The following is a 14,306-nucleotide window of genomic DNA, read 5'->3' as shown; positions in this document are numbered from 1 at the left end:
GAGACCACACACACATTGACCAAAGCATGACCCGAATTCCATAGTCAGCGGTGGATCACTTCTCGGTGAAAATCCCGGCTCAGTTCTGGGTGGAAATCAACAGACAAGGGGATATCTGGCATCCGGCGAGCTTCCTTGCTATATGGCATGAATGACATTATTCGTAACTATAATGCCAATCGCTCATCACGCTTCAGAAACGCCGCCCGGCCCTTTGGTTGCGGCCCTTCTCTACGATGGGCTGTGCACCTTCGAGTTCGGTATCACAGCCGAGGTTTTCGGGCTTTATCGTCCGGAAATGGGACCCAGTTGGTATCGCTTCGTCAGTTGCGCCATCGAACCCGGGCCTTTGAGGGCACATGGCGGTTTCACCATCACTCCTGATCGGGGCGATGACGCACTCCAGGAGGCCGACATCATTGTAGTTCCGGGCTGGAAAGGGACCGATGCTCCCGTGCCGGAGACGCTTTGCGAAAAGCTCCGTGCCGCTCATGCCCGAGGGGCGCGGCTGATTTCGATCTGTTCGGGAGCCTTCGTTCTGGCAGCAACCGGCTTGCTTGCGGGGCGGACAATCACAACACATTGGCGCCATGCAAAAGTATTGCAGGAACGCTATCCGGACCTGACTGTGGACGCGGCTGCGCTCTATCGGACTGAGGGGCGGATATTCACCTCCGCAGGAAGTGCTGCGGGCATCGATCTGCTGATTTCAACCGTGCGCGATGACTTCGGCCCGGAAGCCGCGAATTCAGTTGCGCGCAGGTTGGTCGTGCCAGCGCATCGAACCGGCGGGCAGGCTCAATTCCTGGAAAGGCCCGTACCCGCGAGGCCAACCGGAGAGATCGCCCCCCTTCTCGACAAGATCCGTGACACCCTTGGTAAAGACTGGACCACGGCAGCAATGGCTGACGCGTGCGGGCTGAGCCTGCGCACATTCCTGCGCCGCTTCGAAGAAGCCACTGGAGGCAGTCCAGGCCTGTGGTTGATCGCCGAGCGAATTGAGGCCGCCAAGGCGCTGCTGACAAGGCAGGAAATCGGAATTGATGCTGTTTCCCATGCGGTAGGCTTCGGCTCCGGCCATGCGCTGCGCAAACAGCTCCGCAAAGCAACGGGACTGACACCGACCGAATACCGGTCGCGTTTCCTTCACAACGATTCCGTTAAAAGCTGGTGATGACCAGCGGCTCTGTTCGCATCGCTTAAATCTCATCGAGGATTTCGCTGCGCGGAGTCTGAGCGACAGCTTAGACGCAAGCCGCGGTCCAGCATTCGTCACGGTCGACCGGCAGTAACGGGCCACCCATGCTCACGACCGGATCGTCGGGGTTACGCAGGTCGAGGTGTTGCACGACATTGTTTCGAAGCCGAAGCTGACGTTTATCGACCATTCATGGACTTCACTCAAACATTGCCTGTCAGCCGACCTGAGCGCGTATCCAGTTCAACAGCAAATCGGTCGCGGGTGTCATGCGGCGGTCCTCGGGGATGGTAAGCCAGTAGCTGCCCAATGTGACTGTGGCAGCGAAGGGCCTCACAAGCCGTTCTGCTGCCAGGGCGCTTTTGAACATCGGCAGCGGCAGCAGTGCGATGCCCAGACCTTCGGCCGCAAGGTCCGCCATACCCACGGAACTGTCGAGCACGGGGCCGGTCAGTGGCGGACAGGTCTCGCCGGCTCCTGCAAACCACTTCGGCCACTCATCGGCTCGATAGCTCCGCAGCAGGGTGTGTCGCCAAAGGTCCGAAGGCGCACGCACATCCAGATGCGGGGCGCATAGCGGTCCCATTGGCGCATCAAGGATGTGATGCGCCTCGACCCCCGGCCAGCGACCGGAGCCGAACCGGATCGCGGCATCCAATCCCTCCCGTGCGATCTCGACACGGTTGTTGTTGGTAGACAAACGCAATGTGATTTCGGGATGGGCGCGGCGGAAATCCTCCAGGCGGGGGATCAGCCAGCCGGTGGCAAAAGTTGTCACCATGCCGAGACTCAGCACTTCAGCCCTTTGTCCGCCTATCACACGGTCCAGCATGCGAGCGATGTCGTCGAGGCCGCGCTTCATCGCCGGAAATATCTCATTTCCGGCATCGGTCATAACCAGCCCGTTCGGCGTGCGGTGAAACAACATGGCCCCTAAACTATCCTCCAGCCGGGCGATCTGATGACTGACAGCGGCTTACGTCACGCGCAACTCGATCGCGGCGCGTGTGAAGCTGCCCTGACGGGCGGCGACCTCAAAGGTGCGCAGGGCGTTCAAGGGAATGTCCGGACGGTCTAGCATGAGCTGAGCTTATGCACAGTCCAATGCTTTGTCGTCTCCCTTATGCGGCCAGATCCGAATATCTGCGGCGAAGGTCATATTGGATAAGACATGAAACACGTTTCCACATGCTCGATTCTGCTTACGACAGCCTTGTCTGCGCACGCGCTTGCACAGGACAGCCAGCAGCAATTCGAAGATGTAGCCGCCGCGGCCTTCGAAAGCGCGATCAAGGACTACGATATTCCCGGTCTGATCGTGGGGGTGACTCATGGCGGACAGCACAGCTTCTATCAGACGGGATTGGCGTCGCGTGAAGATCAATGGCCTGTGACCCCCGACACCCTTTTCGAACTCGGATCCATCAGCAAAATCTTCAACGTAACGTTGGCTGCCGTGGCCGAAGAGCGAGGCAAGCTGTCGCTCGATACCCCGGTCGCGACCTATCTCCCATCCCTGCAAGGATCCCCAGCCGGAGAACTGACCTTAATGGATCTTGCTACACATCATTCCGGAGGATTGCCTTTGCAGGTGCCGGATGAGGTGAAGGATGTCGATCAACTGGTCGGCTGGATTGGGGACTGGCAGCCACCGGAGCCGGGCGCGCGCAGCTACTCCAATATCAGCATTGGCCTGCTGGGACACATTACCGCAGATGCGATGGGTATGAGCTATGCTGATGCCCTGCAAACGGACCTCTTTCCCGCGCTCGGGTTGACCAACACATGGATCGACGTTCCGGCCAATGCGGTGGGTGCCTATGCCTTCGGTTATGACCGCAAGACGAATGCACCGATCCGCGTCACACCCGGTGTGCTTGATGACGAAGCCTATGGCGTGAAATCGTCAGCTCGCGACATGCTGAAACTACTGGATGTCGAGCTTGGGAATGGCGACGCCACTTCTGAAATCCGCGAGGCAGTGTCCCGCACGCAGATCGGGCAGTTCCAGACGCGCCTGTTCACGCAGGCCATGATCTGGGAAGCTTATCCGTGGCCGGTCGAAGCAGAACGTCTGGCCGAGGGGAACGGCTACGACTTCATCCTCAAGCCCCAAGCGATGAATGAAGTGAACGGGGTGTCCTATAAGGATGTCATCCTGAACAAGACCGGTTCCACAAACGGTTTCGGTGGTTACATCGTAATGGTGCCTGGCAAGGATCTGGGCGTCGTTGTTCTTGCGAACCGCAACTATCCAAATGAGGCTCGGGTGCGCGCTACCTACGACCTGATCACCCGCATTCTGGCCGAATGAAACGATACTTCCTGCTGCCTCGCCGCGGTTGCAAGGGCGCGCCGAGGCAGCATTTTTACTACAGTTTAGAGTATCTCGCTGCGCGATGTTTGTCCCGCCGCTTCAGTAGTTGCTGCAGCGCAGCATGGTGACTGGCCGAACGGCAGGTCTGGGCCGACCGCCCTATTCCAGGAGCAAGACGCCTGCCTCAACCATGCCTGTCAGTTGCTGCCTAGATCATGTTGACCCGGGAAGGCCATCGCCGCCGCCCGCACAGCGGGCGGCATCGCTCTCAGTTTGCAAATGAAGCGAAATGAGCGGTCCTTCGGCCGATAGCGATCTTCCCATAGCAAGACGCAGCATCCGAGATCCACACGGATGCCGAAGTTTACGGAAACGGCACCGTCACGCAAAGGACGGTACCGGTGTCGTCGCGCGTCAGACACCGCGTTTCATCCTCCTCGAAGTGCGAAAACGCCCCGACGCCATTGAGCCGCCAGTTGCCGCCTTGCTCCTGCACCAGCGACCGGTCGCCGTCCGGCCAGATGTAGAGATCGGAGGCAACAAGTTCGCGCTTCCCGAACGCGACCTCGGTCGTCTCGAAGAAGCGCAGGTGCCTACAACTGCAGTCGGCAAGGACGCTCCCGTCCTGCGTGTGCAGTGCGCAAGGAACAACGGGCGCGGCATCGGCTGCGGCGAGGACGGCGTCGATGGCCAAGCGATTGGCGGCGCAGGACGCTTCCCACCGGCTGAGGCAGCCCGTGGCATAGGCATGGCTTGCCAGCGTCTCCACGCCGATGCCGTCACCGGAAACCGGTGGTCCCAGCATCGGCGGGCTGTCGTCGAGCGTGATCCTGTCGCGGTTGGCACGCAGCGCATCGCCGTAGAGCAGGCAACCTTCGCCATCCCCGCGCTCTTCTTGCGTTGGATAGCAGGCCCGGCGGAACAGGACGAAGGCCTCATCTGGTTCGCCCGCATCCCTCGCCATCAGGCCCAGATGCTTGCAAGCGTAGCGGGCGTCGGATTGGTGGGGATCGTTGCAGACGTAATCGAAATAGGCCCGGGCTGCGGGGAGGTCGTGGCGCTGGCGCAAGTCCAGCAGCCCTGCTTCGAAACAGGCGCCGTTGCCGCGGGCGTAGACTGCGACTTCGCTCTCCGCGCGGATCGTGGCGCAGGCGGTGGCGTAGACCTCGGCCGCCCGCTCCACCGCGCCGCGCCGGTCGAGGGTTTTGGCCAGATCGCGGCAATTGGGCAGACCCAGAAGGCCGGGGCGGCAGCCGGTCTCCAGCGCCTGAAGCCGCCTGTCGGGCTGATCTTTGCCGATGAAGGTGAGGTCCTGCCCGGTTAGCGTGTGGGAGCTGTAGACGAAGGCCAGCGTCGCGCAGCCCGCGAACCGGGTCGGGCCGCAGGCACCTTCAAGCATCGCGACCAGCGGCTCGATTTCGGTCACCGAGACGTCGCGGGCATAGGCCGCCAGCGCCCCGCTGCAGGCCTGCGCACCGTCGGGTGTATCCTGCGTTCGGCAGATCAGCGCCAGACGGCGGAATTCGGCATCTTGGGGCGGGGCCGGGCAGGCATCGGTATTGCCCGCAGCACAGCCCGCCGCCAGATAGTTCCGCGCCTGGGCGACACGTGGATCGCCATCTGCGGCGATCTCCACGAAGGCGGTATAGGCGCGGTAGACCGGGCGGCAGGAATATTCGTCCCCCGCCGTCGGATCGGGCCGGCAAGTCGCGGCGCGAAGCAATGCCGCCTGATACCAATCCTCGGCCGCGACCGGCGTGGCCATCACCTTTTCCCGACGCTCCATCAGGCGGAACATGTCGCGGCAGGCATAGTCATTGCCCGTCATGCAACCCGCTGTCATCGCCTGCAACGCGGTCAGATATTCGGGCGGTGTGTCGGTGTGCACCTGCATCTCGCGCCCCGCGAGGTCGAGGCAACTCTCGGCGACCCCGACATCGCAGCCCCGGCGCATCAGGTCACGCCGGATCCCGATTCGGTCATCTGCGCCGGGCAGCGCGGTGTGCATCGGATGGTCATAGGTAGCCGAGGTCAGGATCGCGGGCCTGCCACAAGCCTCTGTGGCGCCCGCCATGCAGGCCAGCATCCAGATACGGAAGGCGTCGAAATTGTCAGCCTGCGACAGGTCGGCCCGCGAAGCGATCGCCTCGGCCCGTGCGGCGCAGGCCATCGCGTCGCCGGTGAGGCACTGTGCATCTGGACGACCCTCGGGGTCGAAGAACGCGCCATCCTGCAGGTCCAGCGCCGCGATGTAATTGCGCCCGTCAGCGCAATAGCTGTCGTCGGGCAGCCCCTCGCCCCGTTCGAGCAGAATTTCCGCCGCCGCCAGCGAGACGATCCCAAGCGAGATCGCATGCCAGCCGTTGGAGGCACGATAAACCGACATCGTCGGCAGAAAGGTCGCATGCTCCAGCGCGAAGGCGTTCACCTCGGGCAATGTCCGGCGCGAGGCGGCGATCAGATGGCAGGTGTTGGGCGGCGCCCGGAACGCGCCTTCGTTCGGCGGGACGCAGAAATGCGGCGCGTCCTCCATCGCGACATAGCCTGTCGGCGCATCGATCCGGTAATGGCCGCGCCCGTCGCCGCCCAGGCCGAAGTCACGCACCACCACCTGCGCTCCACGCGGGAGCCGCGCCATCACCTGCCCGCCCGGCGCGTCGAGGATTGCGCCTTCGCCGCAGATCTGGCGCGTTCCTATCGGCTGCGGGACGGCCTCGGCCCGGGCGGCGGGTGGCAAGCACAGGATCGACAGGGCCAGCAGTAGGGCTGAGCGGAAGGTCGCAACTCTCAAAACACTTGCCTCGGCTCGGGGATGGCCTCATGCACAAGATACTCCCTTCTGCGGCAACCGGAGGCAAGGTTCTGAAACGACTGCTCCTTCTTCTTGCGCTCTGCAGCCTTGGCGCGATCGGCTACACCAAGGTCATGGCGCGCCTTGCGCCGGGGACGCCGACCGCAGCCGCCGCTCCGACCGAGCAGGCCGACCTCATAGCCGTGTCGAAGGCCGACCGGCAAATGCATCTGCTGCGCGACGGCAAGGTGATCCGCAGCTACCGGATCGCGATGGGGTCCAATTGGGACCGGGGCCACAAGCAGGCCGAAGGTGACGAGCGCACCCCCGAGGGGAGCTACGTGATCGACTGGCGCAACCCCCGCTCCATGGCGCACCTGAGCCTGCATATCTCCTACCCGGCGCCCGGGGACCGGCAGACGGCGCAAGGGGCCGGGCGCGACCCAGGTGGCAACATCATGATCCACGGCCTGCCGAACGGTTGGGGAGCGCTCGGCCCGGTGCATCACCTGATCGACTGGACCGACGGCTGCATTGCCGTCACCAATGCCGAAATGCGCGAAATCTGGTCGCTGGTCCCGAACGGGACGCCGATCGAGATCGAGGGCTTGTAACGAAGACCGGATCGTAGCGCCCCCGATGCGGTGCCGCGGTCGGGTCCCTATCCAGCCCTCTGCGCGCCGCCTGCTCGGTCACAAACGCTGTCTTTCCGACACGCGATTTTCTGCACCACGCGCCAAATGACCGTTCCCAGGAACGATGCCGCGCAGCATTTTCGCTGGGCGAGAGACAGGTTCAGGCCAGCTCACTTAGAGCTGGAGGTACGCTATGGTGCCTCCCGCACGCCGCTGTGCTTTCCCGGATCGCCACCCTGACAGCGGCCCATTTCGGTCCAGTCAATCAGGAGCTAATCACCGGATGGTTTTCCTGCTCGTTAACATGCAGCGTAAAGACATCGGGGCGGGCGTAATGACCGACCGGATCGAAATCCAGCTTGGCACCAAGAATATCGTCCAGATTGATGTCGGCGGTCAGAATGCCTTCGGCATCAACCAGCGGTCCGGCCAGAATCTCGCCCAAGGGGCCGACGATCACCGACCGGCCATGCATGATGTAGTCGGCAGGCGCGGCCTCGATCCGGCTGTCGTAATCCTCGGGATAATCTGACCGCCGCATGACCTGACAGGCCGAGATGACAAAGCATCGCCCTTCCATCGCGACATGCTGCATGGTGGACACCCATGTCGGGCGGTCATCGGCGGTGGGGGCGGACCAGATCTGCACACCCTTGGCATAAAAGGCCGCCCGCAGAAGCGGCATGTAATGTTCCCAGCAGACCGCGCCACCGAAAACACCCCATTCGGTATCGACCACCTCGAGCGTCGATCCGTCGCCATAGCCCCAGACCAGCCGTTCGGATCCGGTGGGCATCAGCTTGCGGTGCTTGCCCGCATATCCCTTGGGAGTGAAATAGAGGATCGTGCAGTAAAGCGTGCCCATATCCCGTTCGATCACGCCAAGTGCCACGGTCAGGTCAAGGCGCATACAGGCTTCGGCGATCTGATTCACCTCGGTGCCGGGCACGGTGATCGCCCCCTTGGCATAGCGGGCGAAGTCGCTGCGCCCCTCGGGCGTGCGGCGGCCGACGACACAGCCGAAATCAAGGCCGCGCGGATAGCCCCCGATAAAGGCTTCGGGGAAAACTGCAATCCGTGCGCCGGTGGCTACGGTCTCTTCCAGCAGCACAATGGTGCGAGCTGTAGCCGCAGCGGCATCAAAGGGAATGGTTGCGGCCTGAACTGCGGCCACCTTAACCGTTGTCATTTTCTAGCTTCTCCTTGGGTTCCCCCTGTTCGGGGGGCAGGCTGTCCTGCCAGATGGGTCGGGACAGATCGAACTGGTCACGGGTCCGGGTATAGGCCGTGGGGCCATGCATCCGGCCGACCAGATCCAGCGCATCCGCATCTATGCGCGGGCGGGTGGGATCGCCGGTCAGCAGATGCCCTGCAAAATGGGCGTGCAGCACTTCCCCCACAATCAGCAGCTGGCCGGGTCCGGTTTCCAGCCGGTGGCGTTGCACGCATTCAAAGGCCACGGGCGATGCGGTAATCCGGGGCGGACGGATCGCAAGCGAGGGCCTGGTGGCAAGCCCGGCCAGATCCAGCTCGTCCGTGCCGGGGGGCGCGTCGATGCAGGTCTGGTTCATCGCTTCTGCCAGCGCATAGGGCACAAGGTTCACAACGAATTCGCCGGTCGCGATGATATTCGCCGCCGTATCCTTGGGCCGGTCGGGGCGCGGCAACAGACCAAGCGCCACCACCGGGTGGTCGGCCCCGAACATATTGAAAAAGGAATAGGGTGCGGCATTCACCCGGCCCATCGCATCGCAAGTCACGACCCAGGCAATCGGGCGCGGCATGATCGACGAAGCCAGCAGGCGATAGCGTTCGTCACCGGCAAGTGCTGCCATGTCGAAATGCCGGTCGGGCGGGTTCAGGGGAGTATCGGTCATATCGCGCAGGCCCCGGGGACGGTTCCGCCGCCCCCCGGATCCATGTCCTCAGCCCAGAACCTTGACCGATGCCGCGTCAAAGCCGCTGGCCCAGAATTCGGCATCTGACGCGGCGGCGATTTCGGTATTGATGAAATCGGCCACCAAAGGTTCGCGTGGTAGAAGCTTGTTCTCGGCCCCCCAGACCCCCAGCACACCGATCTTGGCGATCTGCTCAGCGGAAAGTTCAGCCCGGATATCGGTCAGCGTCTTGGCCGCCCAAGCGGGATCATAGCTTGAGGCTTCCTGCAGAACTTCAAGCGGGATGTTCTTGGCCGGTTCAAGCGAACGGAACCAGCCATTGACCAGCTCCTGATTCTGGCTGGCGAAGAACAGCGCCTCGTTGCTGGCGACCAGATAGCGTTTCAGCACATCCGGGCGGCCTTCGACGAATTCATCGCGCGCGGTCAAGGCGATGACCGGCGACAGATCCTGCGAGATCACCTTGGCCATGCCGGAGTTTTCAAAGAAGGCAACGAAGGGGTCATAGGTGAAGAAGGCATCGATCTGCTGCGACCCAACGGCATCGGCAAGCTCTGCGGGGCCGACGTTCACGAAGGTCATGTCCTTGCCGGGGGTCAGGCCCGCCTTGATCATCGCATCCTGTGCATTCTGGAAGGCTGTGATGCCGAAGGTGCCGTAAACCTGCTTGCCCCACAGTTCCTCGATCGAGGTGATGCCCGATTTCGTGGTCGCCAGTACACCTGAACGGAACCGTGCTTGTGACGAGACGGTGGTGACCGGCGCGCCGATAGCCATGGTGGTGACGGCGGCGAAATCCGACAGCGTGCCAATGTCACAGGCACCCGAGACCAGCCCTTCAGTGATGGCGGGCGATGCGGCAAGCTGCAGCATCTCCATCTTGATCCCGTGCTTTTCGGCAATATCGGTGCGGATCAGCACATGGGCAATCTGGGCCGAAACGGTGGTAGTGTTGAACCAGCCCATCCGCACGACATCCAGTTCCTGCGCGCGCAGGATCGTGGGGGCCGCAAAGGGAGCGGTCGCGGCAAAACCTGCGGCCAACTGGCCGAAACGGCGGCGTGTGATCATCGACGTCATTCTTCTTCCCCTTTTTGCCATTCCGGCTTCAACGTTTCCCAAAGCTCATTGACGGTCTGAACGAACCATGGATCGGACCGCATCTCGGCCGTGCGCGGACGCGGCAACGGCACGTTCACCTCCTGGCGCACCCGGCCCGGGCGCGGGCTCATCACCACCACGCGGTCGGCCAGAAACACCGCCTCGTCGATCCCGTGCGTGACGAAAAGCACGGTCTTTCCGGCCTCGGATGAAATCCGGGCGATCTCTTCCTGCAGCAGCACCCGGGTCTGGGCATCAAGCGCCCCGAAGGGTTCATCCATCAGCAGGATGTCAGGATCGGGGGCCAGCGCCCGGGCAATCGCCGCACGCTGTTTCATCCCGCCCGAGATCTGATGCGGGTATTTGTCCTCAAACCCCGAAAGCCGGACCAGCGCGATCAGCTCGCGGGCGATCGCTGCCCGTTCGCGCTTGGCCATGCCCTTGGCCTTCAGACCGAATTCCACGTTCTGCTGGACGGTCATCCAGCCAAACAGGGCGTAGTCCTGAAACACCACGGTACGTGACGGCTCGGGGCGCAGGATCGGGCGGCCGTTCTGTTCGATCTTGCCCGAGCTCACGCCCTGAAAGCCTGCAACAATACCGAGGAGCGTGGATTTACCGCATCCCGACGGCCCCAGAAGCGAGATGAATTCGCCCTTGCGGATGGTCAGGTTCACATCGTCCAGCGCGATGACGGCGCTGTCGCCGCCCTTGCCGCCGAAAACCTTGCCGACGTGGCGGATGTCGATCTGGACGGGCACTGCAGTCGAGGGTGTGTCAGAGGCAATGATTGTCTGCATCATCAAGATTTCAGCTCCGTTCCGAGGGGGCCCAGGCATTCACCCGGCGCTCGATCATTTCCAGCACAGCCGACATGGCAAAGCCGACCAGCCCGATGGTGACCATGCCCGCCACCACATTGTTAATCTGGAACAGCATCCGCGATTGCTGGATCAGATAGCCAAGGCCGGTCTGTGCGGCGATCAACTCGGCGGTAACCACGCACATCCAGCCGATGCCAAGGGCGATCCGCATCCCCGGCAGCACGATCGGCAGCGAGGCGGGAACCAGCACGTCCCAGATCAGCTGCCAGGGCTTGGCACCAAGGCAAAGCGCGGCATTCATCTGGTTGCGGTCAAGCCCGCGCACCGCCGTATAAGTCGCGACATAAGTCGGAAACACCGCGCCCAGAAACACCAGAAAATACGAGGCACTGTCGCCCAGCCCGAACCACAGGATGGTGATTGGGATCCAGGCCAGCGGCGGAATTGGTCGCAGGGCCTCGATCACCGGGCGCAGGAAATCAGCGACACCGCGCCACCAGCCACTGACAAGGCCAAGGGCGATCCCCACGATGCAGGCAAGCAGGAACCCGATGGCAACGCGCCGCAGGCTGGCCCCGAGGTGGATCCAAAGCGAGCCGTCCACGGCCATATCCCACATTGCCCCGGCCACAGCGACGGGCGACGGCAGCAGGAAGGCATCTATCACGCCAATGCTGGTCAGCAGCTGCCAGATCGCGAAGAACGACAAAAGTCCCACCGCGCCCCGGAGGCTGCGGTTTTTGAAAAGCTGCGCCATGCCGCCTTGGCGTGCGACGGCTTGCGGCGATAGGGCTGGTGATCCAGCGCTGTTCTGCATGTCTGTCTCCGTGATGGGAAGCGGATGGATTGCGATCTGCCGTCTTGCTGTCGGGTTGAGCATGTGTCGGTAAAAACCGTCAAACATAAATCAAGGAAAGACAGGCTGGAATCCGGGTTTTTCTGTACATATGCCTTCCAGACAGGCAAATAATGTGCATATTCGGCAAATATTCTTGCTATTCGCCGTTGTCGTCATCACATTATGTCGGAACATTCCGACATATTGACTGCAGACTGTGCTGCGATAAGGACTCGGGCAGGGCCTTCAGGGGACAGAATGGATATCGAAGAAAAACTCGCACGAATCGGCATCACCGGCACGCTGCACCGACTGTATCTGACAACGATAAATCTTGGCGGTGCATCGATCAGCGATGTTGCGGCAAAAGCAGGGATGGCGCGCACGACTGCGCATGACGGTCTGCTGAAGCTTGAGGCCGAGGGGCTGGTGGAATTTGTCGAACGCGGAAAGCGGCGGCTGGTGCTTGCGCGCGAACCCGGCGTGTTGCTGGAACGGGCCGAGTCCCGGCGCCAGATGCTTGACGAGATGATGCCCATCTTGCGGTCGATGTATCATCACGAACGCGGCCAGCCCAATGTGCGCTTTCACCCCGGCCGCGAAGGCATCATGACCGCGCTTTGGGATACGATCGCGGGCGAAGAAAAGGTCCTGCGCGCGACCTTCTCGATGAAAGAGCTGATGGTCGAACCCGGGCTGGATGAGATCGAGCGTTACTTCGAGGAACGCGCCCGCCGGGGCGTATGGCTGCATGTGATCCGGTCCGAGGCCAATGATCTGGAACCGATCTGGCCTTCCAGCGACACATGGCTACGCAAACTGCGCTATGCACCGCCCGAATATGCGCTGGCGATGACGACGCTGATCTATGGCAACAAGGTCTGCCTGATCTCATCGGCGCGCGAAAGTTATGGCATGGTCATCGACAGCGCCGAATTTGCCGCCTTCCAGACCGCGATGTTCGACGCGATGTGGGCTCTGAGCCGAGAGGTTTAATAGGGCATTAATTTAGCGCGCCTCGAAACAACGCGCCCACCCTATCAGGTTGACGACGGGGTTGATGATGCGGGGCAAGGTAGCCCCGCTTTTGTCGGATGACGATCTTTCGGTCGACTGAACGATAGCCACCTGCCCGATTTTTGCTGCGACACCATTGGTGGGGCCGCTTTGTCCGCGTCGTCATCGAGGACGACCTCTGGATCGGTGCTGGAGCGAGAAACCCTACGGGCAGCCATATCGCCAAAGTTTCCATCATCGGAACCGGCGTCGTGTTGAAGGGCGATACTTTCCCCGGCGCAATCTATGTCAGCAGCCCCGCCCCACCGCTTCGCCAGCGCGGCGTTAAACCAAATTCCTGACGCTCCGAACATTTGATCAAAGGCGAACGTTCGGGGCGTGATCGCGGCGGGGTTTGGCTGATTCAGATGAGCTTGGCGCGGAGCTTCTTGAACTCCTCGTCGCTGATCGAGCCCGAGGCGCGTAGTTGATCCAGCTTTGCAATTTCATCGGCGACGCTGAATCCGACCGCCTGCCGGATCTGCTCCCGTGCATCCACTAATTGCTGAGCGTCACGCTCGTTCATCCCCCACCCCTGTGTCAGAAGGTACGAGAATATCCCGATAAAAGGCAACAAGACTAATAGAATGACCCACATGACTTTCTTGCCGCCCGAAATGTCGGTGCGACGAAACAGAGAAGTGGTCCGGGAATTTGGACCGGTTTGCCGCTCGGCTCAGCTTCTGCATGGGGTTCATGTCAGGCGGCGGCTTTCAGGATCTGGTCGGAGGTATCATAGGCCTCGGCCGGGGTCAGCAACCCGTGTGGTGAGTGCGGGCGTTTTCCGTTGTAATCGCTGATCCGGGCGCCGATCCCCTTGCGTGCCTCCGAGCCGGCCTCGAAGGCGTTCAGGTAGACCCATTCGTATTTGAGCGATCGCCACAGCCGTTCGATCATCCGGTTGTCGATCCAGCGCCCACGACCGTCCATGGGGATCTGCACCTTGGCGTCCAGCAGCACTTCGGTGAACCCGGCCCCGGTGAATTGCGAACCCCGGTCGCTGTTGAAGATCCCGGGCGTGCCGTATCGGGCCAACGCTTCCTTCAGGGCTCCGACGCAAAGCTGGAGCGTTAAGCAATCGATCCGGGGGATCGATTGTAGCGAACAACGGCATCCATGGCATTCGACAGCCGCCAGCCCAGCACCTTGCGGCTGCGCCGGTCCATGACGGCGACCAGATAGGGAAAACCCCGGCGCACGGGGAGTGAGGCATCGAACGCGATCCGTCCGAGAGAGATGCCGGACGCTGATATCGGTGCGCCAGACCTGGTCGGGTCGGGTGATGGCCAGGTCCCTGAGCAGATAGGGATAAACCTTGTGCTCTGGATGCTTCTTGCCGGTCTTCGGCTCCTGATAGATCGGCAGTGATGAGGTTCAGAAAACAGTCCGGGGGACTGTTTTCCCGACGAACACGCATCAGCTTCATCAGTCGCCGGACACGATGCCGCCCGCATCGATGGCCCTCGCGCGGCATGTGCCGGGCCATTTGCCGCGAGCCATGACCCAAGGCGTCTCGAGGAATTGCCGGTCGATGATTGCCATGAAGCCCGGGTTCCCGGCGCTTTCTCCGCGCGGCCGATAGTAGCGCCAGCGACAACAGGCGGCATTGCCGCCGGACGCCGAGACCCTGATGATCCTGCTTCACCGC

At 62.0% G+C, this 14,306-nt stretch carries 13 protein-coding genes and 3 pseudogenes; 4 read left to right on the top strand and 12 right to left on the bottom strand.

Going from position 1 to position 14,306, the window contains the following annotated elements; genetic code table 11:
* The first annotated feature begins 151 nt into the window (after positions 1–151).
* Entirely contained in the window at positions 152–1,174 is a 1,023-nt protein-coding gene (gene ftrA, locus GL286_RS21450; RefSeq protein ID WP_155097610.1) for a transcriptional regulator FtrA, read from the top strand.
* Positions 1,175–1,244: 70 nt separating this feature from the next.
* On the opposite strand, the gene GL286_RS21445 is transcribed toward ftrA, so the two are convergent.
* The 3 genes and pseudogenes from GL286_RS21445 to GL286_RS22735 form a co-directional block, all read right to left on the bottom strand.
* Positions 1,245–1,388: a hypothetical protein gene (locus GL286_RS21445; protein ID WP_155097609.1), complete on the bottom strand. Its 144-nt coding sequence runs from the start codon at positions 1,386–1,388 to the stop codon at positions 1,245–1,247.
* A gap of 27 nt (positions 1,389–1,415) precedes the next feature.
* Positions 1,416–2,030, bottom strand: a complete 615-nt coding sequence (locus tag GL286_RS21440; protein ID WP_281352170.1) for a LysR substrate-binding domain-containing protein — start codon at positions 2,028–2,030, stop codon at positions 1,416–1,418.
* Between the two features lie 60 nt (positions 2,031–2,090).
* Positions 2,091–2,279: pseudogene (locus GL286_RS22735) on the bottom strand (LysR family transcriptional regulator); the annotation flags it as partial.
* Positions 2,280–2,369: 90 nt separating this feature from the next.
* On the opposite strand from GL286_RS22735, the gene ampC reads away from it, so the two are divergent.
* Positions 2,370–3,512 (top strand): class C beta-lactamase, encoded by a 1,143-nt coding sequence (ampC, locus tag GL286_RS21435; protein ID WP_155097608.1) that lies wholly within the window; start codon positions 2,370–2,372, stop codon positions 3,510–3,512.
* 367 nt (positions 3,513–3,879) lie between these two features.
* Here ampC and GL286_RS21430 read toward each other — a convergent pair whose 3' ends face one another.
* Positions 3,880–6,306: a hypothetical protein gene (locus GL286_RS21430; RefSeq protein ID WP_155097607.1), complete on the bottom strand. Its 2,427-nt coding sequence runs from the start codon at positions 6,304–6,306 to the stop codon at positions 3,880–3,882.
* Between the two features lie 29 nt (positions 6,307–6,335).
* Between GL286_RS21430 and GL286_RS21425 the strand changes: the two genes are divergently transcribed.
* The gene (locus GL286_RS21425) at positions 6,336–6,920 is read left to right on the top strand and encodes a L,D-transpeptidase family protein (RefSeq protein ID WP_155097606.1); all 585 of its coding nucleotides are present in this window, start codon (positions 6,336–6,338) and stop codon (positions 6,918–6,920) included.
* Positions 6,921–7,206: 286 nt separating this feature from the next.
* On the opposite strand, the gene GL286_RS21420 is transcribed toward GL286_RS21425, so the two are convergent.
* Genes GL286_RS21420 through GL286_RS21400 form a run of 5 tightly spaced genes read right to left on the bottom strand, consistent with a single transcriptional unit; the run spans position 7,207 to position 11,581 of the window.
* Positions 7,207–8,130, bottom strand: coding sequence for a carbon-nitrogen hydrolase family protein (locus GL286_RS21420; RefSeq protein ID WP_155097605.1), 924 nt, complete (start codon positions 8,128–8,130; stop codon positions 7,207–7,209).
* Positions 8,117–8,818 (bottom strand): flavin reductase family protein, encoded by a 702-nt coding sequence (locus GL286_RS21415; protein WP_155097604.1) that lies wholly within the window; start codon positions 8,816–8,818, stop codon positions 8,117–8,119. The genes GL286_RS21420 and GL286_RS21415 overlap by 14 nt, the downstream gene beginning before the upstream one ends.
* 48 nt (positions 8,819–8,866) lie before the next feature.
* Entirely contained in the window at positions 8,867–9,919 is a 1,053-nt protein-coding gene (locus tag GL286_RS21410) for an ABC transporter substrate-binding protein (RefSeq protein WP_155097603.1), read from the bottom strand.
* Positions 9,916–10,743, bottom strand: coding sequence for an ABC transporter ATP-binding protein (locus GL286_RS21405; RefSeq protein ID WP_155097602.1), 828 nt, complete (start codon positions 10,741–10,743; stop codon positions 9,916–9,918). The genes GL286_RS21410 and GL286_RS21405 overlap by 4 nt, the downstream gene beginning before the upstream one ends.
* Before the next feature lie 7 nt (positions 10,744–10,750).
* Entirely contained in the window at positions 10,751–11,581 is an 831-nt protein-coding gene (locus GL286_RS21400) for an ABC transporter permease (protein ID WP_155097601.1), read from the bottom strand.
* Between the two features lie 279 nt (positions 11,582–11,860).
* On the opposite strand from GL286_RS21400, the gene GL286_RS21395 reads away from it, so the two are divergent.
* Complete coding sequence (locus GL286_RS21395) at positions 11,861–12,598, top strand: TrmB family transcriptional regulator (protein WP_155097600.1); 738 nt, start codon at positions 11,861–11,863, stop codon at positions 12,596–12,598.
* A 424-nt stretch (positions 12,599–13,022) separates the two neighbouring features.
* On the opposite strand, the gene GL286_RS22730 is transcribed toward GL286_RS21395, so the two are convergent.
* The 3 genes and pseudogenes from GL286_RS22730 to GL286_RS22725 all read right to left on the bottom strand — a co-directional run.
* Positions 13,023–13,184 (bottom strand): SHOCT domain-containing protein, encoded by a 162-nt coding sequence (locus tag GL286_RS22730; RefSeq protein ID WP_246185060.1) that lies wholly within the window; start codon positions 13,182–13,184, stop codon positions 13,023–13,025.
* A 27-nt stretch (positions 13,185–13,211) separates the two neighbouring features.
* Positions 13,212–13,295 (bottom strand): annotated as a pseudogene (locus GL286_RS23000) (PLDc N-terminal domain-containing protein); the annotation flags it as partial.
* A 62-nt stretch (positions 13,296–13,357) separates the two neighbouring features.
* Positions 13,358–14,306, bottom strand: a pseudogene (locus GL286_RS22725) (IS3 family transposase); the annotation flags it as partial.

This window comes from Paracoccus aestuariivivens (assembly GCF_009711225.1).
Classification (GTDB): Bacteria; Pseudomonadota; Alphaproteobacteria; order Rhodobacterales; family Rhodobacteraceae; genus Paracoccus; species Paracoccus aestuariivivens.
The sequence above is the reverse complement of the archived record's forward strand: the minus strand, read 5'-3'. Positions and strand labels throughout refer to the sequence as shown.